We start from the raw sequence: 21,163 nt of genomic DNA on the forward strand, positions 1-21,163 counted from the left end.
ATGGCCTGATCGGCTCACTCCCCCTTCCGGCAGCACCCTGCGTGCGGGACGCTCGCAGGTGGCGACACCCTTACGAGGAGGCAACGACGTGGTCGACGCGGATCAGACATTCGTCATCGTCGGAGGCGGCCTGGCCGGCGCGAAGGCGGCCGAGACGCTGAGAGCGGAGGGCTTCACCGGCCGCGTGATACTGATCTGCGACGAGCGCGACCACCCCTACGAGCGTCCGCCCCTCTCCAAGGGCTACCTCCTCGGCAAGGACGAGCGCGACAGCGTCTTCGTCCACGAGCCCGCCTGGTACGCGCGCCACGCCATCGAACTGCACCTCGGCCAGACCGTCGACGCCGTCGACCGCGGCGCGAGGACCGTCCGCTTCGGCGAGGACGGCACCGTCGTCCGCTACGACAAACTGCTGCTCGCCACCGGCGCCGAGCCCCGCCGCCTGGACATCCCCGGCACGGACCTCGTCGGCGTCCACCACCTGCGCCGCCTCGCCCACGCCGACCGCCTCAAGGGCACCCTGACCTCCCTCGGCCGGGACAACGGCCATCTGGTGATCGCCGGCGCCGGCTGGATCGGCCTGGAGATCGCGGCGGCGGCCCGCGGGTACGGCGCGGAGGTCACCGTCGTCCACCGCGGCGAGACCCCGCTGCACTCGGTCCTCGGCCCCGAGCTCGGCCAGCTCTTCGCCGAACTCCACCGCGAGCACGGCGTCCGCTTCCACTTCGGCGCCACGCTCACCGAGATCACCGGCCAGGACGGCATGGTCCTCGCCGCCCGCACCGACGACGGCGAGGAACACCCGGCGCACGCCGTCCTCGCGGCGATCGGAGCTGCCCCGCGCACCGCGCTCGCCGAGGCGGCGGGACTGGAGCTCGCCGACCCCGCGGACGGCGGCGGCGTCCTCGTCGACGAGCGGCTGCGCACCTCCGATCCCGACGTCTACGCGGCCGGCGACGTCGCGTCCTTCCCGCACGCCCTCTTCCGCACGCGGCTGCGGGTGGAGCACTGGGCCAACGCCCTCAACGGCGGCCCGGCGGCCGCCCGCTCCATGCTGGGCCGGGAGGAGATCCACGACCGCGTCCCCTACTTCTTCACCGACCAGTACGACCTGGGGATGGAGTACTCCGGATGGGCGCCGCCCGGCTCGTACGACCAGGTGGTCATCCGTGGTGACGCGGGCAAGCGGGAGTTCATCGCGTTCTGGGTGAAGGAGGGGCGCGTGCTCGCGGGCATGAACGTGAATGTGTGGGACGTCACGGAGCCCGTCCAGGGGCTGATCCGGAGCGGGGCCCCGGTGGACACGGAGGCCCTGGCGGACCCGCACGTGCCGCTGGAGAGCCTCGTCGCCTAGGCGTCCGCCGGGTTCTGCCGCGCGGCGCGTGCGGGAAGCGCCGGGCTTTCCCGCGCCCACGCGGCCGAGCCGCACACGTCACGGCCCGGCGCCCCTCCGGCTCCCCGGGGTGTCGGTCCGCACCCGTAGAATTCACGCGTGGCTGGGCGGATCAACGATGAGGACGTGAAGGCGGTTCGGGACGCGGTTCCGATCGACGCCGTCGTGTCCGAGTACCTCCAGCTGCGGAACGCGGGCGGCGGGAACCTCAAGGGGCTCTGCCCCTTCCACGACGAGAAGTCGCCCTCCTTCCAGGTCAGCCCGGGCAAGGGACTCTTCCACTGCTTCGGCTGCCAGGAGGGCGGCGACACCATCACGTTCGTGATGAAGATCGACCACCTCTCCTTCTCGGAGGCGGTCGAGCGCCTCGCCGGACAGGCCGGCATCACCCTGCGCTACGAGGAGGGCGGGTACAACCCCACCCACCAGCGCGGCGAGCGCATCCGCCTGGTCGAGGCCCACAAGATCGCCGCCGAGTGGTACGCGGAGCAGCTCGCGACCTCCCCCGAGGCGGACACCGGCCGGGTCTTCCTCGCCGACCGCGGCTTCGACCAGGCCGCCGCCGTCCACTTCGGCGTCGGCTACAGCCCCCAGGGCTGGGACCACCTCACCCGCTTCCTGCGCGGCAAGGGCTTCAGCGACAAGGAACTGATCCTCTCCGGCCTCTCCCAGGAGGGCCGCCGCGGCCCCATCGACCGCTTCCGCGGCCGGCTGATGTGGCCCATCCGCGACATCGGCGGCGACGTCGTCGGCTTCGGCGCCCGCAAGCTCTACGAGGCGGACACCGGCCCGAAGTACCTCAACACGCCCGACACCGCGATCTACAAGAAGTCCCAGGTCCTCTACGGCATCGACCTGGCGAAGAAGGACATCGCGAAGTCCTCCCGCGCGGTCGTCGTCGAGGGCTACACCGACGTCATGGCCTGCCACCTCGCGGGCGTGACGACCGCCATCGCCACCTGCGGCACCGCCTTCGGCGGCGACCACATCAAGATCCTGCGCCGGCTGCTCATGGACAACGGCAGCGCACGCGTGATCTTCACCTTCGACGGTGACGCGGCCGGCCAGAAGGCGGCCCTGCGCGCCTTCGAGGACGACCAGAAGTTCGCCGCCGAGACCTACATCGCCATCGCCCCCGACGGCATGGACCCCTGCGACCTGCGCCTCGCCAAGGGCGACCAGGCCGTCGCCGACCTGGCCGAACCCCGCACCCCGCTCTTCGAGTTCGCCCTCCGCCAGATCGTCCGCCGCTACGACCTCGACACCCCGGCCGGCCGCGCCGCCGCCCTCGACGAGGCCGCCCCGATCGTCGCCCGCATCAAGAACAGCGGAGCCCAGCACGAGGTCGCGGTGCAGCTCGCCGGGATGCTCGGCATCCTCGACACCCAGTTCGTCGTCAAGCGGGTGGCGCAACTGGCCCGCTGGGCCCGCGAACGCGGCGGCAAGGGCCCCGCCCCCGACCGCCGGCAGCACGGCGGCGGCCCCCAGCAGTACGCCCCCGCCCAGGCCGCCCCGCGCGGTCCCGCCCTCAACCTCCGCAACCCGGTCTTCGCCACCGAACGCGAACTGCTCAAGCTCGCCCTCCAGCGCCCGGAGCTGGTCTCCCCGGCCTTCGACGCGTACGGCGTCGACGAGTTCACCGCCCCGCCCTACGCGGCCGTACGGCAGGCGATCCTGGACGCGGGCGGCGCGGAGTACGGCACCCAGGACCCGCAGGAGTACCTGATCCGGGTCCGCGAGGCCGCCCCCGACGACACCGTCCGCGCCATGGTCACCGAACTCGCCGTCGAGGCGATCATGCTGCACCGGGGCGTCAAGGAGGTCGACGAGACCTACGCGGGCGCCCAGCTGGTCACCGTCCGGCGCCGCGCGGTCGAGCGCCGCATCCGTGACGTCGCCAGCCGCCTCACCCGCCTGAGCACCCACGGCGACCCGGGGGAACTGGCCGCCGTGCAGAACGAGTTGTGGGTGCTCCAGCAGTACGACCAGGCCCTGCGGGAGCACGGCGCGGCCGCGCTGTGAGGGCGGCCGGGGGCGGGCCCGGGTAAGCGGCCGGTCACCGGCCGGACGCAAAAAGTCATCGCACGCCCCTCGTGGGGACGATGTGTCGTACCCCACACTGGACCCGGTGCCCGAGTCCTCGGAGCGCGGCCGATCCGTCACCGACGGATCCCGGACATCCGCGGTTCCGCTCATCGCGTACGGGACGGACAGCGGCGAGGCCGCCGGCTCCGTCCCCGAAGTACCGCTGCCCCACCCCCCCGGCAGCGATCATCCTGGAGGTCGCCCCCGTGCAGACCCAGACCCTCACCCAGCCCGACGCCGACGTCCTCGTCGCCCTGCCCGCGCAGAGCCGCGTCGCGCACCACCCCGAGACACCGCCCGAGCCGTCCGAGCCGACCGAACCCGTCGAGCCGGCCGCGCCCGTCCGCACCGAGACCGGGGGGCCCTCCTCGGACCTGTTCCGGCAGTACCTGCGCGAGATCGGGCGCATCCCGCTGCTGACCGCCGCGGAGGAGGTCGAACTCGCCCGCCGTGTCGAGGCCGGGCTGTTCGCCGAGGAGAAACTGCGGCTGGCTCCCGATCTGGACAGCCGGCTCGCCGTCGACCTGGACCGGCTCGTCGTCATGGGCCGGATGGCCAAACGGCGGCTGATCGAGGCGAACCTGCGGCTCGTCGTCTCCGTCGCCAAGCGGTACGTGGGCCGGGGGCTGACCATGCTGGACCTGGTCCAGGAGGGGAACCTCGGGCTGATCCGGGCGGTGGAGAAGTTCGACTACGCGCGGGGGTACAAGTTCTCCACGTACGCCACGTGGTGGATACGCCAGGCCATGTCGCGGGCGCTGGCCGACCAGGCCCGGACCATCCGCGTGCCCGTGCACGTGGTGGAGCTCATCAACCGGGTGGTGCGGGTGCAGCGGCGGATGCTGCAGGAGCGCGGGTACGAGCCGACGCCGGAGGAGGTCGCCGCGCACCTGGACCTGCCGCCCGAGCGGGTGGGGGAGGTGCTGCGGCTGGCGCAGGAGCCGGTCTCCCTCCACGCGCCGGTGGGCGAGGAGGAGGACGTGGCGCTCGGTGACCTCATCGAGGACGGGGATGCCGCCAGCCCCGTCGAGTCGGCCGCGTTCCTGCTGCTGCGGGAGCACCTGGAGGCGGTGCTGTCGACACTGGGGGAGCGGGAACGGAAGGTCGTGCAGCTCCGGTACGGCTTGGCCGACGGGCGGCCCCGTACGTTGGAGGAGATCGGCCGCCTCTTCGGCGTCACCCGTGAGCGCATCCGCCAGATCGAGTCCAAGACGCTGAACAAGCTCCGCGACCACGCCTTCGCCGATCAGCTGCGGGGGTACCTGGACTGAGTCTCCTCGCCCCCCGCCGCCCCTGCCCGTTCCCATCCCCCGGGGGCGCTGCCCCCGGAGCCCCCGCTCCTCAAACGCCGGAGGGGGTGACTCCAGCCCCTCCGGCGTTTGAGGAGCGGGGTCCGGGGCGGAGCTCCAGGTTCGGGACGGGTAGGGGCGGCGGGGGCGGAGAAATCTAGTCGACCTCCGCCACCGCCTCCGCGAACTGGGCCTTGTAGAGGCGGGCGTACGCGCCGTCCGACGCCAGGAGCTTCTCGTGGGCGCCCTGTTCGACGATCGAGCCGTTCTCCATGACCAGGATCGTGTCCGCGTCCCGGATCGTGGACAGCCGGTGCGCGATCACGAACGACGTACGCCCGTGGGCCAGTTGCGCCATCGCCTTCTGGATCAGCACCTCCGTACGCGTGTCCACGGAACTCGTCGCCTCGTCCAGCACCAGGATCACCGGGTCGGACAGGAACGCCCGCGCGATGGTGATGAGCTGCTTCTCGCCGGCGCTGACCCCGCTGCCCTCGTCGTCGATCACCGTGTCGTACCCGTCGGGCAGCGTCCGGACGAACCGGTCGGCGTGCGCCGCGCGGGCCGCCTCCTCGATCTCCTCCCGGGTGACCTCGCGCGCCGCGCCGTAGGCGATGTTCTCCGCGATCGTGCCGCCGAACAGCCAGGTGTCCTGCAGCACCATGCCGATCTGGGCGCGCAGTTCGTCCCGGGACATCCGGGCGATGTCCACCCCGTCGAGCGTGATCCGCCCGCCGGACACCTCGTAGAACCGCATCAGCAGGTTCACCAGCGTCGTCTTGCCGGCGCCCGTCGGGCCGACGATCGCCACCGTGTGGCCCGGCTCGACCGTCAGCGACAGGTCCTCGATCAGCGGCTTCTCGGGGTCGTACCGGAACGACACGTGCTCCAGCGCCACCCGCCCGCGCGGCTCGGCCGGCCGCTCGGCCGGCGAGGCGTCGGCCCCCTGCTCCTCGGCGTCGAGCAGTTCGAAGACCCGCTCCGCCGAGGCGACCCCCGACTGCACCAGGTTCGCCATCGAGGCGACCTGCGTCAGCGGCATGGAGAACTGCCGCGAGTACTGGATGAACGCCTGTACGTCACCGATGGACAGCGAGCCCGACGCGACCCGCAGGCCCCCGACGACCGCCACCAGCACGTAGTTGATGTTCGAGACGAAGAACATCAGCGGCTGCATGACGCCGCTGTTGAACTGCGCCTTGAACCCGGCCTCGTACAGCGCCTCGTTCTCCTCGGCGAACGTGCGCGCCGACTCCTCCTGACGCCCGAACACCTTCACCAGGGCGTGCCCGGTGTACATCTCCTCGATGTGCGCGTTGAGGGTGCCGGTGCTGCGCCACTGCTGCACGAAGTGCGGCTGCGACCGCTTGCCGACGCGCGTGGCGACGACGAACGACAGCGGCACCGTCACCAGCGCGACCAGCGCCAGGATCCAGGAGACGTAGAACATCATCGCGAGCACGCCGATGATGGTGAGCAGCGAGTTGATCAGCTGGCCCATCGACTGCTGGAGCGTCTGCCCGATGTTGTCGATGTCGTTGGTGGCGCGGCTCAGCACCTCACCGCGCTGCCGCTTGTCGAAGTACGACAGCGGCAGCCGCGACAGCTTGGTCTGCACGTCCTCGCGCATCCGGAACATGGTGCGGTTGACCGCCCGGTTCACCAGCCGGGTCGCGACCGCCATCAGCAGACCGGCGACCAGGAACACCGCCAGCGCGAGCAGCAGGACGTGGCCCACCGCCGTGAAGTCGATGCCCTCGCCGGGGGTGAAGTCGGTGCTGCGGAGCATGTCGGCGACATCGCCCTCGCCGCGCTCCCGCATCGAGTCGAGCACCTGTTCCTTGGTGGCGCCCTCCGGCATGTCGCGTCCGACGATGCCCGCGAAGACCAGGTCGGTCGCCGCGCCGAGGATCTTCGGCCCGATCACGCTGAGCCCGACGCTCAGTACGACACAGGCCAGCAGCCCGTGGATCGTCACGCGTTCCGGCCGGAACCGCGCGATCAGCCGTCTGCTCGACCCCTTGAAGTCGATCGTCCGCTGGTCGGGGCCGCCCCCGGCCATCATCCGTCCTCCGGGCCCCGCCATCAGGCAGCCTCCGCTTCCGTCAGCTGGGAGAGCACGATCTCCCGGTAGGTCTCGTTGTCCGCCATCAGTTCGTGGTGCCGGCCGGTGCCGACGACCCGGCCCTCGTCCAGGACCACGATCCGGTCGGCGTCGCGGATGGTCGCCACCCGCTGGGCGACGATCACCACGGTCGCCTCGGCCGTCTCCCGTCCGAGAGCCGCCCGCAGGGCCGCGTCGGTGGCGTAGTCGAGCGCGGAGAAGGAGTCGTCGAAGAGGTAGATCTCCGGGCGCTGCACCAGCGTCCGGGCGATCGCGAGCCGCTGCCGCTGACCGCCGGAGACGTTCGTCCCGCCCTGGGCGATCGGCGCGTCGAGACCGCCCTCGAGCCGCTCCACGAACTCCTTGCCCTGCGCCACCTCCAGCGCGTGCCACAGCTCCTCGTCGGTGGCGTCCGGATTGCCGTAGCGCAGGTTCGTCGCCACCGTGCCCGCGAAGAGGTACGGCTTCTGCGGCACGAGTCCGACCGTCCTCGCCAGCAGCGCCGGATCCACGTCCGCCACGGGCACCCCGTCCACCAGCACCTCGCCCTCGGTCGCGTCGAACAGCCGGGGCACAAGGCCGAGCAGCGTGGACTTGCCGCTGCCGGTGGAACCGATCACGGCCGTGACCTCGCCGGGCCGCGCCACCAGGTCGACGGCCTTCAGTACCGGCTCCTCGGCACCCGGATAGCGGAAGCCCGCGCCCCGGATCTCCAGATGCCCGTGCCGGCGCAGCTCGGTGACCGGCGCGAGAGGCGGCACCACGCTGGAGGAGGTGTCCAGCACCTCGTGGATGCGCTCGGCGCACACCTCGGCGCGCGGCACCATCATGAACATGAAGGTGGCCATCATCACGGACATGACGATCTGCATCAGATAGGCGAGGAAAGCGGTCAGGTCGCCGATCTGCATCCCGCCGCCGTCGATGCGGTGCGCGCCGAACCACACCACCGCGATCGACGACAGGTTCACCACCGTCATGACCACCGGGAACATCAGCGCGAGCAGATTGCCCGTGCGCAGCGACATGTCGGTCAGTTCGGTGTTGGACTTCCGGAACCGCCCCTGCTCGTACGCGTCCCGCACGAAGGCGCGGATCACCCGGTTGCCGGTGATCTGCTCGCGCAGCACCCGGTTCACCGTGTCGAGCCGCTCCTGCATGGTCCGGAACAGCGGACGCAGCCGCCGTACGATCAGCGTCACGCAGACGCCCAGCACCGGCACCACGGCGACCAGCACCCCGGAGAGCGGGACGTCCAGGCCGAGCGCCATCACGATGCCGCCCACACACATGATGGGCGCCGACACCATCAGGGTGAACGTCATCAGGGCCAGCATCTGCACCTGCTGGACGTCGTTCGTCGTACGGGTGATCAGCGAGGGCGCGCCGAAGTGACCCACCTCACGCGCGGAGAACGACTGCACCCGGTCGAACACGGCGGCGCGCACGTCCCGCCCCAGGGCCGACGCGGTCCGGGCGCCGTAGTACACGGCGCCGATGTTGCACACGACCTGGACCAGCGAGATGCCGATCATCAGGGCGCCGTGGCCCAGGATGTAACCGCTGTCACCTTCGACGACGCCCCGGTCGATGATGTCCGCGTTGAGCGTGGGCAGGTAGAGCGAGGCGCAGGTCTGCAGGAACTGCAGCAGCACCAGCAGGGTGATGGGTCTCTTGTAGGGCCTCAGATGGGTCCGCAGGAGTCGTATGAGCACGCTGAATCTCTCGAAGTGGTCGGCGGGGGGCGTTGGTTGCCCGTGGCCCCTATCGTCGAACACTCCACCCGCGTTACCTCAACCGAATTAATCGGTCCGGTCCCCGCTGTCGCGCTACGGGCGGAACGCCCCCGGATGTGTCTGCTCGCGCACCGACACGTACTGCTGGCGCACCGCCTGGCCCACCGCCAGCTCCTCCCCGGGATCCAGCACCTGCGCCACCGGGCCCGGCCAGACCGGCGGGGTGCGCGGATCGAGGGCGCTCTGCGACACGCCGAGCGCCCACGCCGCCTGCCGGGCCGCGCCGATCGCCGCGTAGTCCGCGGGCTGCGGCACCACCACCTGCGCCCCGAACAGCGCGGGCGCCGCCGACTGCACGGCCGGCAGCTCCGCGGCCGGGCCCAGCAGGAAGACCCGCCGCACCTCCACGCCCCGGCCGCGCAGCACGTCCAGCGCGTCCCCGAGCCCGCACAGCATCCCCTCGAACGCCGCCCGCGCCAGGTGTTCCGGCCTCATCGACTCGCGCCGCAGCCCCGCCAGCGTCCCGGCGGTGTGCGGCAGGTTCGGGGTGCGCTCACCCTCCAGGTACGGCAGCAGCACCAGTCCGTGCGCCCCCGGCGTCGACTTCATCGCCAGGTCGGACAGGCTCTCCAGATCGGGCACCCCGAGCAGCTCGGCGGTCCCGCGCAGGGCGCGCACCGCATTCAGGGTGGTGACGACGGGCAGGTGCATGCCGGTCGCGTCCGCCAGGGAGGTGATCATCCCGTACTGGTCGACGAGCGCCTCGGGGTGCACGGCCATCACGGACCCGGACGCGCCCAGCGACACCACCGCGTCACCCAGCCCGATCCCCAGCCCGAACGCCGCCGCCATCGTCTCGCCCGTACCGGCGGAGATCAGCAGCCCCTCCGGCGTCGTGCCGGCCGCGTCCGCCGGGCCGATCACCTCGGGCAGCATCGCCTGGTGGCCGAGCGCCAGCTCCACCAGGTCGGGCCGGTAACCGCCGGTCGCGGCGGCCCAGTAGCCGGTGCCGGACGCGCCGCCCCGGTCGGTGGTGCGCCGCACCGGCCGGCCGAGGAGCTGCCACACCAGCCAGTCGTGCGCCTGGAGCAGTACGGCGGTGCGCGCCGCGTTCTCCGGTTCAGTGCGGGCCATCCAGCGCAGCTTGGTCACCGGCTGCGCGGCCCCCGGCACACAGCCCACGGCCTGCGCCCATGCCTCGCGTCCGCCGAGCGCGTCGACCAGATCCGCCGCCGCGACCTGCGCCCGCTTGTCGCCACCGGTCATCGCCGGCCGCACGGTGTTGCCCTGCGCGTCCAGCGGCACCAGCGCGTTCGCCTGCGCGGAGACGCCGATGGCCTGCACGCCCTCCAGCAGGCCGCCGCCCGCCGCCTCGCCGAGGGACAGCAGCCAGGCCTGCGGGTCGACGTCGGAGGGACGGCCGCCGCCGTCGGCGCCCTGCACCGGATGCCGGGCGTATCCCTGCCTGAGCACGGCTCCGGTGTCCGTGTCACAGACGACGATGCGAGTGAAATCCGGTGCGCTGTCCAGTCCGGCGACTATCCCCATGCGGCCGATTTTGCCGCATGGGGAGGGGTGGGTGGGGCGTGGGCGCCCTGGAGCGGAACAACCATCAGGTGTTGCTCGTGCCCCAGTCGTCCTCCGCCGGGCCGTGGGCGGTGCGTTCACGGAGGGTGCGGACCCGCTGGGCGACCGAGTCGGGCATCCGGTCGCCGACCTTGTCGCTGACCGCGTGGTACGCCTTGTCCGCGAACTCGCGGCCCTGCTGCGCCGCGCTCTCCGCGGTGTTGCGCACGGCGGGGTTCCGCGTGAACTGCTGCGCGGACCTCTTCAGCTGCTCGTAGCGCTCGCGTCCGGCTCTCGTGCCCAGCACGTAACCCAGGACGACTCCGGTGACGAACGTGAGCCGGTAACGCATGGCGGCCACCCTTCCCGTTGTTCCAGTCTGCGTAGGCATCACGGCGCCGCGACAGCGCCGGGGAGTACTGATTGGCGGAGCACCCCCCTGCTTGCGCTAATGTATGTGTCGCAGCGAGCGCGCGCCCCCTGGCGAATACCCAGGCGGATGCGTTCGATGCAGCGAGTCATTCCTCCGTAGCTCAATTGGCAGAGCAGCCGGCTGTTAACCGGCAGGTTACTGGTTCGAGTCCAGTCGGGGGAGCTCGGTCCTCCGTAGCTCAATTGGCAGAGCAGCCGGCTGTTAACCGGCAGGTTACTGGTTCGAGTCCAGTCGGGGGAGCACGCTGAACAAGGACCCCGTAGGGGTCCTTTTTCATGTCCGGGGGAACCGTACGGGGCTCGGCGAGGTCTCCATGGTCACGAAGACCGTACGCGGCCGACCATCCGAAGCAGGAGATCGTATGAGCGGCTATGCTGCGGCAGACGGCGCGCACACATGTACGCGACACGCCGTTATGGGGCGGTAGCTCAGCCGGTTAGAGCAGCGGACTCATAATCCGTCGGCCGTGGGTTCGAGTCCCACCCGCCCCACCACCGACCGCGGCGGAGCACGCCGCGGGAAGGCGTGTCCGGCCCGCCCCCTCGGGACGGGCCGGCGGAGTCGGCCGCGGCGGCCGGGGCTCAGCCGCCCCCGCCGTCGTCGGACGGGCCGGGGGTGTCCGACGGTTCGCGTTCGCCCTCCGCCTGTGACGGGGTGGAGTGCGGGACGTCGGGGGTGGTCCATTCGTCGTCGTCCCGGTCGCCCTCTGCCTGGGACGGAGTGTGTTCGATCGGCTCGCTCATGGTGCTGCCTCCCGATCGCGGGGCCGGTGGTCGTCCGTCGCCGGGTACCCCGTGCGGGCCGGACTCACCGCGACGAACGGCGGGCGAGGGCCCGGGACAGGGCGGCGCGGACCTCCTCGGGCGGGGGAGCGCCCTCCGCCTCCGCGGAGACGGTGAGCGCCTCCGCCACCGCGCGGAGCTTGGTGTTGGACAGCTGGGACGCCTCCCGCAGGATGTGCCAGGCCTCGTCCGGGGTGCAGCCGTACGTGGCCATCAGGACGCCGCGGGCCTGGTCTATCACCGGGCGGGAGACGATCGCCCGCCGCAGCTGCTCGATCTCCTCCTGGAGCATGTGCAGCCGCTCCTCCCGCTCCAGCGCCACCGCCGAGACGGCCCCCGGCGGCGCGCCCTCCGGCGCCGGGGAGCGCAGCGGGTCCGTGGTGTCGAGGCCGGCGAGTTCCAGGATGCGGCGCGGCTGGCCGTTCCAGCGGGTGGCCGTGACCGGCACCGACCGCCGCCGGCCGTGGTCGCGCAGCACCTCCAGGAACTCCAGCCCCGCCGTGTCCATGAAGTACACGCCGCTCATGTCCACGTCGACGCGGGCCGTGCCGGCGGGCAGCCGCGCCAGCTTCTCGGCCAGGGCCTGGGCGCACCCGCGGACCAGCTCGCCGCGTGGGGCGAGCAGCGCCCGGTCCGCCTCCGTGCGACCGCCGATGACCAGGGTGGCCGGCCTTCCGGGGGGAGGGAGGGATGCCGCGGAGGTCATGTCACCGCCTTGTCGTCCTCATGGGGGTCGGGGCGTTCGGGTGGGGCCCGGCCGCCGCCGGCACCGGAGCGGTAGGCTGCGCAGGGTCCCGGCCGCGCTGGGGGTGCGCCTGCCCACCCTGCGGCGTACTACACACCGTGCCGGGGAATGGCGGGGAGCCGACGGGGTACTCAGGGGCTCGGGAGCGTGGGGAGACGGGTGTTGGGCGATCACCACCGTACGCCGTGCGGGCCCGGGACTCCGGCGCCGTGTCTGACGGTGCGCCCGCTGGAGGACGGCCGTGGGGTCCGGGCGGCCGGGGAGATCGGCCTGGCCACGCATACGATCTGGGAGCGCGTACTGGAGCAGGCGGTGCGCGAGGGTGAAGCCGTGTACTACCTGGAACTGTCCGAGGTGACGTTCGTCGACGTCGCGGGCGCCGGAGCGCTCGCGGCGGCCGCCGGGCGCCTCGGGGACGGCCGCCGGTTCGTGGTACGCCGTCCACCGCCCGCCCTGTGCCGGGTACTGGACATGTTCTGGCCCGGCCTGCCGGCGATCGAGGTGTCGAGGTGAGTGCCGCGGCCGAACCCCTGGGCGGCTCCCCCGGTCCCTTCGTCCACCCCGCCCTCTTCTACCGGGACGACCAGGAGTACCTGGAGGGCACCGTCCCCTTCGTGCGCGAGGGGCTCGCGGCCGGCGAACCCGTGGCGGTCGCCGTACCCGGTGACCGGCTGCGGCTGGTCCGGGACGCGCTCGGCGACGACGCGGACGCCGTCCGCCTCCTCGACATGCGCGAGGCCGGACGCAACCCCGGCCGGATCATCCCCGGCGTGCTGGGCGCCTTCGCCGACGCCCAGCCGGCCGGGCGGCGGGTGCGGATCATCGGCGAGCCCGTCTGGGCCGGCCGCTCCGCGACCGAGTACCCCGCCTGCGTCCAGCACGAGGCGCTGATCAACACCGCCTTCCGGGACCGCGCGATGACGATCCTGTGCCCCTACGACGCCGTACGCCTGCCCGCGCACGTCCTCGCCGACGCCCACGCCACCCACCCCACCGTCATCCCCGCCGGGTCCCGCCCGGTGCGGGGCAGCGAGGCGTACGCCCCCGACGCGGTCGTCGCCCGCTACAACGAGCCGCTCCCCCTGGTGACGGACGCGATGACCTTCCCGTTCGTCGCCGAGTCGCTGACCCCGGCCCGGCACGCCGCGTCCGACGAGGCACGGCGGCTCGGCCTCACCGGCGTCACCCTGGGGGACCTGGCGATCGCCACGGCCGAGCTGACCACGAACAGCGTGGTGCACGGCGGCGGTTCGGGGGTGCTGCGGATCTGGGCCGAGGACGGCCACGTGCTGTGCGAGGTGCGCGACGGGGGCCGGATGACCGACCCCCTCGCGGGGCGCCGCCCCTCGTCCCGCGACCAGCGCGGCGGGCGCGGCCTGCTCATGGTCAATCTGATCGCCGACCTGGTCCGCGTGCACACCGGGGACGAGGGCACGACGATCAGGTGCTGGTTCCCCCGCTGACGGACCCCCGGCCGCCCGCGGGCGCGCACCGGGGACGGGGCGCGCCGGCCCGTCCGCCGACGCCCGCCCGGCTCAGGCGCGCAGCGGGTCCAGCACGATCGGTGCGATCCTGCCCTCCAGCATCTCGCCCAGCCCCTGCACGGCGCAGAGTTCCGGCCGCTCGGCGATGTGCACCGGCATGCCCGTCGCCTGACGCAGCATCTGGTCCAGGCCCGGCAGCAGGGCGCTCCCGCCGACCATCATGATCCCCCGGTCGACCAGGTCGGCGACCAGATCCGGCGGGCACTCCCGCAGCACCTTGCCGATGCCGTCGAGGACGGCGGTGAGCGGCGTCTGGATGGCCCGGCGCACGGCGGCCGTGTCGACCTTCACGGACCGGGCCAGACCGGTGGCCACGTCCCGCCCGTGGATCTCCGTCGACGCCGGGCCCTGTGGGGTGAGCCCGTTGCCGTGCAGGGCGAGCTGCAGGGGCCGTACGGACTGGCTCGGCAGCATCAGCTCGTGCTGGTGGCGCAGGTGCTGCACGATCGCGTTGTCCACGGCCTCGCCGCCGACGGGGACGCGTTCCGCCGTCACGATCGCCCCGAGGGAGAGCACGGCCACCTGCGTGGCCGCCGCACCGCACACCATGATCATGGTGGCCTCGGGCCGCTCCACCGGCAGACCGCAGCCGACGGCGGCGGCGATGAGCGTGTCGACCAGCTCCACCCGGCGGGCGCCGAGACCGACCAGGGTCTCGATGGCGGCGCGCCGGGCGAGCGGATCGGCGTCGTGCGGGACGCAGGCCGCGGCCCGCAGCCGGGGCCTGCGGCGCAGCGTGCGGCGCGTCTTGTCGCCGATCAGGTGCCGCAGCATGCGCTGGGCCATCTCGATGTCGACGACCGTGCCGCCGGAGACGGGCCGTACGACGTGGATGTAATCCGGCGTGCGGCCCGTCATCTTCTCCGCGAACTCACCGACCGCGATCAGCGCTCCGGTGCGGGTGTTCACGGCGGCGGTGGACGGCTGGTCGACGACGAGTCCGGCGCCCTTGACGTACACCCGGGTGCGGGCCGCCCCCAGGTCGACGGCGAAGTGGCAGCGGCGCAGCTGCTCCAGACTGGCGGTCACGGCAGATCCTCCCGAGTGCGCGCCCAGCGGCCCGCCGGGCGGCGGACCTCTCAGGCATCGTGCGCGGCGGGCGGGGGCGGGCGCCTTTCCTGGGGGGCCGGGTGGGGGGCCGCCGAACGGGGCCTCTCAGGCACGGGGGGTGCGGTCCGCCGGTCCCACGACCCCCCGGACCACCCCCAGTTCCACCAGGTCCTGCGGGCGGAGACGGAGTCGGTCGGCCGTCTGCTCCGTCTCCTCGGGCGGGCGCTTGAGGATGGCCGCCGCGAGTTCCGGGGCGATCACCGAGAAGTAGCTGTCGGGGGTGGCCCAGGTGTTGCCGGGGGCGGCGAGGGCCAGCGCGCCGCCGGAGCCGCCCTCGCCGACGACCAGCGTGGTGACCGGCGTACGGGCGGCGGCCACGGCGCCGAACAGGTCGGCGATGGCGGGCCCCGCGCCCTGCCGCTCCGCCTCCGCGTCGTTCGCCGCGCCCGGCGTGTCCACCAGCGTCAGCACCGGGATGCCGAGCCGGTCCGCGAGCCGGACCAGCCGGGCGGCGGTGCGGTACCCGGCGGGACGGGTGGCCGTCCCGGTCTGCGCCGCGTAGGCGACCGTACGGCCCCCGTGCTCGCCGAAGCCGCAGAGCATGCCGTCCGGGTCCGTGCCGCCGCAGCGGTCGCCGCCGAGGGTGACGCGGGAGGTGAGGAAGGCGTCCAGGTACGCGGCGGCGCGCGGGCGTTCGCGTGAGCGGGCGCGGCGGACGGCGTCCCAGCCGGTGGCCGGGAGGTCCTCCGCGCCCAGCGGGGGCGGCGGCGGGAGCGGCGCGGTGGAGGGACGGGTCAGCAGCCGCAGCCAGCGGCCCAGCGTCCCCCGCAGTTCCTCCGGCCGTACCAGCGCGTCCGCCGAGCCCGCCGCCACCTGCGCCTCGGCCGTGTAGGCCGCCGGGTCCGCGTCCGCGGGCCGCACCCGTGAGCCGGCGAAGCCGACCTGCGCGCCGGGCAGGGCGAGGACGACGTCGGCGCCCGCGCCCAGGGTGGCCCATCCGCCGCCGGTCGTCGGGTCCCGCACCACCGCTATCTGCGGCAGCCCGGCCTCCCGGGTGAGCGCCGACGCGCGGGCCACCCGCTGGAGCTGGGTGAGGGCGAGCATGCCCTCCTGCATCCGGCTGCCCCCGGTGGCGACCAGCGGCACCACCGGCAGCCGGTGCGCGCGGGCGTGGGCGTACGCCGCCACCAGCCGGTCGCCGGTGCGTTCGCCGAGCGAGCCGCCGAGGAAGCCGAACTCGAACGCGACGAGGACCGCCCGGGTGCCCCCGACGCCCGCGGTACCGCAGACCACGGACTCCTGCTCGCCGGTGCGCTCGGCGGCGCGGGCGCGGGCGGCGCCGTAACCGGGCCAGCCGAGCGGACCGTCGGGGGAGGGCTCCCCGGCCGGGTGGCCGAGTTCGGTGAAGTCGTCCGCGACGAGGGCGACGGCCTGCCGGGCGGACAGCCGGTCAGCCACGCGACAGCGCCCGCTTCATGATCTTCCCCATGTCGTTGCGCGGCAGGGAGCCGAGGTGGTGGACCACGCGCGGGCGCTTGTGCGGGGCGAGGCGCCCGGCGACATGACCGGCCAGCTCCTCCAGACCGGGCGGCGACTGCGGATCCGCCGGCACCACCCACGCCACGATCCGCTCGCCCAGATCGGCGTCCGGCTCCCCGGTGACCGCGGCCTCCCGCACCCCCGGGTGCTCCAGCAGCGCGTTCTCGATCTCACCCGCGCCGATCTTGTACCCCCCGCTCTTGATCAGGTCGGTGGCCTTGCGGCCGACGATCCGGACGTGGCCGTCGGCGTCGCGCACCGCCACGTCCCCGGTGCGGAACCAGCCGTCGGCCGTGAACGCGGCGGCCGTCGCGTCCGGCCGGTTCAGGTACTCCGTGAACAGGTTCGGCCCGCGCACCTGGATCTCACCGACCGTCTCGCCGTCGTACGACGTCACCGGCGACCCGTCCTCCTCCACCAGCCGCAGCTCCACGCCCGGCAGCGGCACGCCCACCGTGCCGGGGCGGGCCTCGCCGTCCGCGCGGACGGCGGTGTTCATCAGCGTCTCCGTCATGCCGTACCGCTCGACGACCCGGCGCCCGGTCGCCGCCGCGATCCGCTCGTGGTCGTGCACGGGCAGCGCGGCGGAACCCGACACCAGCAGCCGCGCCCCGGCCAGCGCCCGGGCCAGCTCCGGCGCGCCGGGCAGCGCCTGAGCGAGGCGGTGGTACATCGTCGGCACGCCGAACAGCACGGTCGCGCCGTCGTTCAGCTCACGTGCCACGCCCTCGGCGGTGAACCCGCCCAGGTGGCGCAGGGAGCCGCCGAGGCGCAGCGGGCCGAGGGTGCCGAGGACGAGGCCGTGCACGTGGAACAGCGGCAGCCCGTGCACCAGCACGTCGTCGGCGGTCCACCGCCAGGCGTCGGCGAGGGCGTCCAGGGTGGCGGCGATCGCGCGGCGGGGGATGACGGCGCCCTTGGGCGGGCCGGTGGTGCCGGAGGTGTAGACGATCAGGGCGGGGTCCTCCGCGTCCCGTTCCCGGTCGTCCGGGAGCACACCCCGTGCCGCCGGGTCCACGTCGAGGCGGGGCAGGTCTCCCAGCGGGGCCGGGAGCCGCTCACCGGGCGCGGTGAGCAGCAGGTCGGGGGCGCTGTCGGTGAGGATGTGGCCGAGTTCCTTCTCACCCGACCTCGGGTTGAGCGGCACCACGGTCACCCCGGCGAGCAGCGCCCCGGTGACCGCGACCGCGGTCTCCAGTGTCGGCGTGGCCCACACGGCGGCCCGCCGCGCCCGTGCCAGGCCCCCGGCCACCGCTCCGGCCGCCGGGGCGAGTTCCCCGTACGTCAGTGAGCGCTCGCCGAAGCGCAGGGCGGCCCGGCCGGCCGGGCCGTCGGTCAGGGCCGGGAAGAGAGAGGACACGTGTCGTACTCCTTGATTCGCGGGCGTGCGAAGACCGCCGGTGCTCGTGCCACCCGGAACCTACCTCCGCCGGACGGCCACCGCCACGGGCCCCCGCGTCCGCACGCCGGCCGGGGCGCGCCCCTGGACCGGGGCCCGGAGGGGAGCGCCGGCCGCCTCCCGGCCGCCGAGCGGCCTGTCGCGGTACCCGGCGCGGTTGCTAGCCTGCCCGTCGATCAGCTGTTCGTACGAGGAGGGAATCGCCGTGCCCCGTATCGCGCTCGTGACCTGCCGGCCCGGCCCCGAGGTCGCCGAGGACCGGGACCTGCCGGGACTGGTGCGGGCGCTGGAGGAGGCGGGGGCCGAGGCGTCCGCGGAGGCGTGGGACGACGACTCCGTCGACTGGTCCGGCTTCGACCTCGCCGTGATCCGCTCCACCTGGGACTACAGCTGGCGGACGGCGGAGTTCACCGCGTGGGCCGAGCGGTGCGGCGGGGCGACCCGGCTGGCCAATCCGGCGGACGTGGTGCGGTGGAACACCGACAAGCGGTACCTCGGGGACCTCGCCGGAGCCGGGGTGCCGGTGGTGGACACCCGGTACCTGGCGCCCGGGGACGCCCTCGACCTCCCCGACGGCCACGAATACGTGGTCAAGCCCACCTCCGGCGCCGGCGCCCGGTTCGCCGCCCGCTACACGCCCGAGGAGCACGACACGGCCGTACGGCATGTGCGGCGGATGCACGCCGAGGGGTTCACCGCGATGGTGCAGCCGTATGTGCGCGGCATCGACACCGCCGGCGAGCGGGCGCTGCAGTTCTTCGGGGGGAACCTGCTGCACGTGAGCCGCAAGGGGCCCGTACTCGCCCCCGGCACGCCCTACGACCGGCGCAAGGTGGCCCACCCCGGACTGACCGGCTGGACCCCGAGTCTCGTCGACACCGCCCTCGCCAGGAAGGCGCTGGCCGCCGTGCCGGGCGCGCCCGAGCTGCTGTACGCGCGGGTCGACGTCGTGGACGGGGAGGACGGCCAGCCCCGTGTGATGGAGCTGGAGCTGGTCGAGCCGAACCTGTTCCTGTGGCTGCACCCGCAGTCGGAGCCGCGCGTGGTGGAGGAGATCCTCAAGGCCGCGGCCCGCTGACCGCCGTACGCTGCGGCAGGCCCCGGGTGAACTCCGCGACCACCTCACGCCGTGCGCCGGCCGCCGGCGCCAGTACCTCGAAGCGCAGACCGGGCCGGAGCGGGACCGGTCACCGCCACGCCTCGCACTCCGGGGCGCCGACCCTGCGCGGGGTCCGGGACTCCGGTCCGCCGAGCACGGAGCGGTACCGGGAGAGGGCCGGGCGGGAGCGCGGCGAGCGGGTCACCGCCGGCCGGCGCCCGCTGGCCTCGCGCCGGTCCGCGGGGGAAACGCCCGGGTCGCGCCGCGCGTCCTGCACCGGGCCAGGATGGTGGCCGGCCGTGCGGCGCGGCGGCACGAGCGGGAAGCCGAGCGGGGTGAACGGACCGGTGGGGCGTTCTCCGGTGGGCGTGCGCACGATCGCCCCCCCCACCGGCGGCGCTCCGGGGCGGCGCCGTCCGGCAGGAACGGCAACGGCACCGGGCCGGCGTGGCGCGGGCCCCCGAGCGGCCGGACGGCGGCACCCGGCGCAACGGTCCGTACGGGACGGCGTACTCCGCGGGGGACGGCGTCCGTGGCGCGGGCCCGGCGGCTTCGCGGTGGGCCGGGGGTTCCCCGCATGCGACGGTGATCGTGACCGTCCCATTGCCCGGATACGCCCGGCTGGCTAGCCTGTGTGTTCGCCATTCCGATCGCCTGTTGAAATCTCGAACGACCGCAGGCGCCTGAGACACATAGGGAGGGGGCCGGTCGTGGGACGCCTCGTACCAGCCGTGACCCGGGCTCTCGACATTCTCGAGCTCTTCCTCGACGGGGACGGGACGCTCTCCGCCCCCGACATCGTGCGCAGGCTGCAACTGCCGCGCACCACCGTGCACGAGCTGGTGACCACGCTCGCCGCCCGGAAGTACATCGTCCCGGTGGCGGGCCAGCCCGGCCGCTACCGGCTGGGCGTGCGCCCGTACCAGCTCGGCGCCCGCTACGCCGAGCACCTCGACCTCGCCGCCGAGGGCCAGCAGGTCGCCCGCTCGGTCGCGGAGACCTGCGACGAGACGGTGCACGTGGCGATCCTGGAGGACACCGACGTCATCTACATCGCCAAGGTGGACTCCACCCACGCGGTGCGGATGGTGTCCGCGGCCGGCCGCCGGCTGCCCGCCCACTGCACCTCCGTCGGCAAGATGCTGCTGGCCTCCCTCCCCGAGCACGAACTCGCCGCGCGCGTCCCCGACGACGCCGGGCTGTCCGCGATGACCCCCAACAGCATCACCGACGTGGCCGCCCTGCGCGAGACCCTCGCGGAGATCCGCGCCCGGGGCGTCGCCGTGGAGAACCGCGAGTCCAACCCGGACGTCTCCTGCGTCGCCGCCCCGGTGCGCGACCGCACGGGGCAGGTGGTCGCCGCGCTGTCCATCTCCGTACCGATGATCCGCTGGAGCGACGAGCGGCTCGGCGAGCTGGAGCGGCTCGCCGTGAAGGGCGCCGCCGAACTGTCCGAGCGACTGGGCCACCGGAGCATGCCATGACCCGCACCCACGACACCTATGACATCGCCGTCCGCGCGGAGGCGGCCCTGGGCGAGGGCCCCACCTGGGACCCGGCCACCGGCCGCCTGCTGTGGATCGACATCCTCGGCTCCCGCGTCCACACCTACGACCCGGCCACCGGCCGGCGCACCCTGCGCCGCACCGACCAGCACGTGGGCGCCGTCAAGCCGCGCGCGGGCGGCGGCCTCGTCCTCAACCTGCGGGACGGCGTCGGCCTGCTCGACCCCGACGGCGCCTTCCGCTGGCTGCACCGCGAGGTCGTCCCCGGCCGCCGCGCCAACGACGCCGCCGTCGCCCCCGACGGCAGCCTCTTCACGGGCACCATGCGCTACGACGAGGCGCCCGGCGGCGGCACGCTCTCCCGCGTCACCGGCGACGGCACGGTCAAGCTCCTCCTCGACGACGTGGCGGTGAGCAACGGCACCGGCTGGAGCCCCGACGGCCGGCTGATGTACTACATCGACTCGCCCACCCGCCGCATCGACGTCTTCGACGTCGGCGAGGCGGACGGCAGGATCACGAACCGCCGCTCCCTGGCCACGGTCGAGGACGGCGCCGGCTTCCCCGACGGCCTCGCCGTCGACGCCGACGGCTGTGTGTGGGTCGCCCTGTGGGGCGGCGGCGCGGTACGCCGCTACACCCCCTCCGGCGACCTGGACCGGGTCGTCCCGCTCCCCGTCCCCCTCGTCACGGCCTGCGCCTTCGGCGGCCCCGACCTGAGGGACCTCTACATCACCACGGCCCGAGTGGGCCTGACGGCCCCGCACCCCCTGGCGGGCTCCCTGCTGGTGGTGCCGGACGCGGGCCAGGGGCTTGCGCAGCCTCCGTTCGCGGGCTGACGCCGCACTCCCCGGAGGGGCTGCACATCAGCCCCTCCGGCGTTTGAGGAGCGGG

17 protein-coding genes, 3 tRNA genes and 1 pseudogene are annotated in these 21,163 nt (G+C 73.7%); 11 read left to right on the top strand and 10 right to left on the bottom strand.

Annotated elements, in window-relative coordinates; genetic code table 11:
* The first annotated feature begins 88 nt into the window (after nucleotides 1–88).
* From ACFY3N_RS06370 to ACFY3N_RS06380, 3 genes and pseudogenes are all read left to right on the top strand, one after another.
* Nucleotides 89–1,354 (top strand): NAD(P)/FAD-dependent oxidoreductase, encoded by a 1,266-nt coding sequence (locus ACFY3N_RS06370; protein WP_390815474.1) that lies wholly within the window; start codon nucleotides 89–91, stop codon nucleotides 1,352–1,354.
* A 138-nt stretch (nucleotides 1,355–1,492) separates the two neighbouring features.
* Entirely contained in the window at nucleotides 1,493–3,415 is a 1,923-nt protein-coding gene (gene dnaG / locus ACFY3N_RS06375; protein WP_390815475.1) for a DNA primase, read from the top strand.
* Between the two features lie 106 nt (nucleotides 3,416–3,521).
* Nucleotides 3,522–4,749: pseudogene (locus ACFY3N_RS06380) on the top strand (RNA polymerase sigma factor).
* A gap of 175 nt (nucleotides 4,750–4,924) precedes the next feature.
* Here the strand turns inward: ACFY3N_RS06380 and ACFY3N_RS06385 are convergent.
* The 4 genes from ACFY3N_RS06385 to ACFY3N_RS06400 all read right to left on the bottom strand — a co-directional run bounded on the left by ACFY3N_RS06385 (nucleotide 4,925) and on the right by ACFY3N_RS06400 (nucleotide 10,525).
* Nucleotides 4,925–6,853 (bottom strand): ABC transporter ATP-binding protein, encoded by a 1,929-nt coding sequence (locus ACFY3N_RS06385; protein ID WP_390815476.1) that lies wholly within the window; start codon nucleotides 6,851–6,853, stop codon nucleotides 4,925–4,927.
* On the bottom strand, nucleotides 6,853–8,586 hold the full coding sequence (locus ACFY3N_RS06390) for an ABC transporter ATP-binding protein (protein WP_390815477.1): 1,734 nt from the start codon (nucleotides 8,584–8,586) through the stop codon (nucleotides 6,853–6,855). The genes ACFY3N_RS06385 and ACFY3N_RS06390 overlap by 1 nt, the downstream gene beginning before the upstream one ends.
* A 114-nt stretch (nucleotides 8,587–8,700) precedes the next feature.
* On the bottom strand, nucleotides 8,701–10,155 hold the full coding sequence (locus tag ACFY3N_RS06395; RefSeq protein ID WP_390815478.1) for an FGGY family carbohydrate kinase: 1,455 nt from the start codon (nucleotides 10,153–10,155) through the stop codon (nucleotides 8,701–8,703).
* 64 nt (nucleotides 10,156–10,219) lie between these two features.
* The gene (locus ACFY3N_RS06400) at nucleotides 10,220–10,525 is read right to left on the bottom strand and encodes a YtxH domain-containing protein (RefSeq protein ID WP_390815479.1); all 306 of its coding nucleotides are present in this window, start codon (nucleotides 10,523–10,525) and stop codon (nucleotides 10,220–10,222) included.
* A 170-nt stretch (nucleotides 10,526–10,695) separates the two neighbouring features.
* On the opposite strand from ACFY3N_RS06400, the gene ACFY3N_RS06405 reads away from it, so the two are divergent.
* The 3 genes from ACFY3N_RS06405 to ACFY3N_RS06415 all read left to right on the top strand — a co-directional run bounded on the left by ACFY3N_RS06405 (nucleotide 10,696) and on the right by ACFY3N_RS06415 (nucleotide 11,100).
* Nucleotides 10,696–10,768, top strand: a tRNA-Asn gene (locus tag ACFY3N_RS06405).
* 5 nt (nucleotides 10,769–10,773) lie between these two features.
* Nucleotides 10,774–10,846 (top strand) — tRNA-Asn (locus ACFY3N_RS06410).
* Nucleotides 10,847–11,023: 177 nt separating this feature from the next.
* A tRNA-Ile gene (locus ACFY3N_RS06415) sits at nucleotides 11,024–11,100 on the top strand.
* Nucleotides 11,101–11,187: 87 nt separating this feature from the next.
* Here ACFY3N_RS06415 and ACFY3N_RS06420 read toward each other — a convergent pair.
* Both ACFY3N_RS06420 and ACFY3N_RS06425 read right to left on the bottom strand, forming a co-directional pair.
* On the bottom strand, nucleotides 11,188–11,349 hold the full coding sequence (locus ACFY3N_RS06420) for a hypothetical protein (protein ID WP_390815480.1): 162 nt from the start codon (nucleotides 11,347–11,349) through the stop codon (nucleotides 11,188–11,190).
* A 64-nt stretch (nucleotides 11,350–11,413) separates the two neighbouring features.
* Nucleotides 11,414–12,094, bottom strand: a complete 681-nt coding sequence (locus tag ACFY3N_RS06425) for an ANTAR domain-containing response regulator (protein ID WP_390815481.1) — start codon at nucleotides 12,092–12,094, stop codon at nucleotides 11,414–11,416.
* Between the two features lie 258 nt (nucleotides 12,095–12,352).
* On the opposite strand from ACFY3N_RS06425, the gene ACFY3N_RS06430 reads away from it, so the two are divergent.
* Together ACFY3N_RS06430 and ACFY3N_RS06435 are read left to right on the top strand one after the other, a co-directional pair.
* Complete coding sequence (locus ACFY3N_RS06430) at nucleotides 12,353–12,646, top strand: STAS domain-containing protein (RefSeq protein ID WP_390815482.1); 294 nt, start codon at nucleotides 12,353–12,355, stop codon at nucleotides 12,644–12,646.
* Nucleotides 12,643–13,596 (top strand): anti-sigma factor RsbA family regulatory protein, encoded by a 954-nt coding sequence (locus ACFY3N_RS06435; RefSeq protein WP_390815483.1) that lies wholly within the window; start codon nucleotides 12,643–12,645, stop codon nucleotides 13,594–13,596. The genes ACFY3N_RS06430 and ACFY3N_RS06435 overlap by 4 nt, the downstream gene beginning before the upstream one ends.
* A 72-nt stretch (nucleotides 13,597–13,668) precedes the next feature.
* Here the strand turns inward: ACFY3N_RS06435 and ACFY3N_RS06440 are convergent, their stop codons facing one another.
* The 3 genes from ACFY3N_RS06440 to ACFY3N_RS06450 form a co-directional block, all read right to left on the bottom strand.
* The gene (locus ACFY3N_RS06440; protein WP_390815484.1) at nucleotides 13,669–14,706 is read right to left on the bottom strand and encodes a rod shape-determining protein; all 1,038 of its coding nucleotides are present in this window, start codon (nucleotides 14,704–14,706) and stop codon (nucleotides 13,669–13,671) included.
* A 126-nt stretch (nucleotides 14,707–14,832) separates the two neighbouring features.
* Nucleotides 14,833–16,185 carry a carboxyl transferase domain-containing protein gene (locus ACFY3N_RS06445; protein ID WP_390815485.1) on the bottom strand — a complete coding sequence of 451 codons (1,353 nt, stop codon included), beginning with the start codon at nucleotides 16,183–16,185 and terminating at the stop codon, nucleotides 14,833–14,835.
* A complete protein-coding gene (locus ACFY3N_RS06450; protein WP_390815486.1) occupies nucleotides 16,178–17,626 on the bottom strand; it encodes an acyl-CoA synthetase in 1,449 nt (482 codons plus the stop codon). Before ACFY3N_RS06450 ends, ACFY3N_RS06445 begins: the two co-directional genes overlap by 8 nt.
* Nucleotides 17,627–17,870: 244 nt before the next feature.
* Between ACFY3N_RS06450 and ACFY3N_RS06455 the strand changes: the two genes are divergently transcribed.
* Nucleotides 17,871–18,743 (top strand): RimK family alpha-L-glutamate ligase, encoded by an 873-nt coding sequence (locus tag ACFY3N_RS06455; RefSeq protein ID WP_390815487.1) that lies wholly within the window; start codon nucleotides 17,871–17,873, stop codon nucleotides 18,741–18,743.
* Nucleotides 18,744–18,852: 109 nt separating this feature from the next.
* On the opposite strand, the gene ACFY3N_RS06460 is transcribed toward ACFY3N_RS06455, so the two are convergent.
* Nucleotides 18,853–19,140 (bottom strand): hypothetical protein, encoded by a 288-nt coding sequence (locus ACFY3N_RS06460; protein WP_390815488.1) that lies wholly within the window; start codon nucleotides 19,138–19,140, stop codon nucleotides 18,853–18,855.
* Between the two features lie 334 nt (nucleotides 19,141–19,474).
* Between ACFY3N_RS06460 and ACFY3N_RS06465 the strand changes: the two genes are divergently transcribed.
* Together ACFY3N_RS06465 and ACFY3N_RS06470 are read left to right on the top strand one after the other, a co-directional pair.
* Nucleotides 19,475–20,248 carry an IclR family transcriptional regulator gene (locus ACFY3N_RS06465; protein WP_390815489.1) on the top strand — a complete coding sequence of 258 codons (774 nt, stop codon included), beginning with the start codon at nucleotides 19,475–19,477 and terminating at the stop codon, nucleotides 20,246–20,248.
* Nucleotides 20,245–21,108 carry an SMP-30/gluconolactonase/LRE family protein gene (locus ACFY3N_RS06470; protein WP_390815490.1) on the top strand — a complete coding sequence of 288 codons (864 nt, stop codon included), beginning with the start codon at nucleotides 20,245–20,247 and terminating at the stop codon, nucleotides 21,106–21,108. The genes ACFY3N_RS06465 and ACFY3N_RS06470 overlap by 4 nt, the downstream gene beginning before the upstream one ends.
* Nucleotides 21,109–21,163: the final 55 nt, after the last annotated feature.

This window comes from Streptomyces sp. NPDC000348, assembly GCF_042898795.1.
GTDB lineage: Bacteria > Actinomycetota > Actinomycetes > Streptomycetales > Streptomycetaceae > Streptomyces.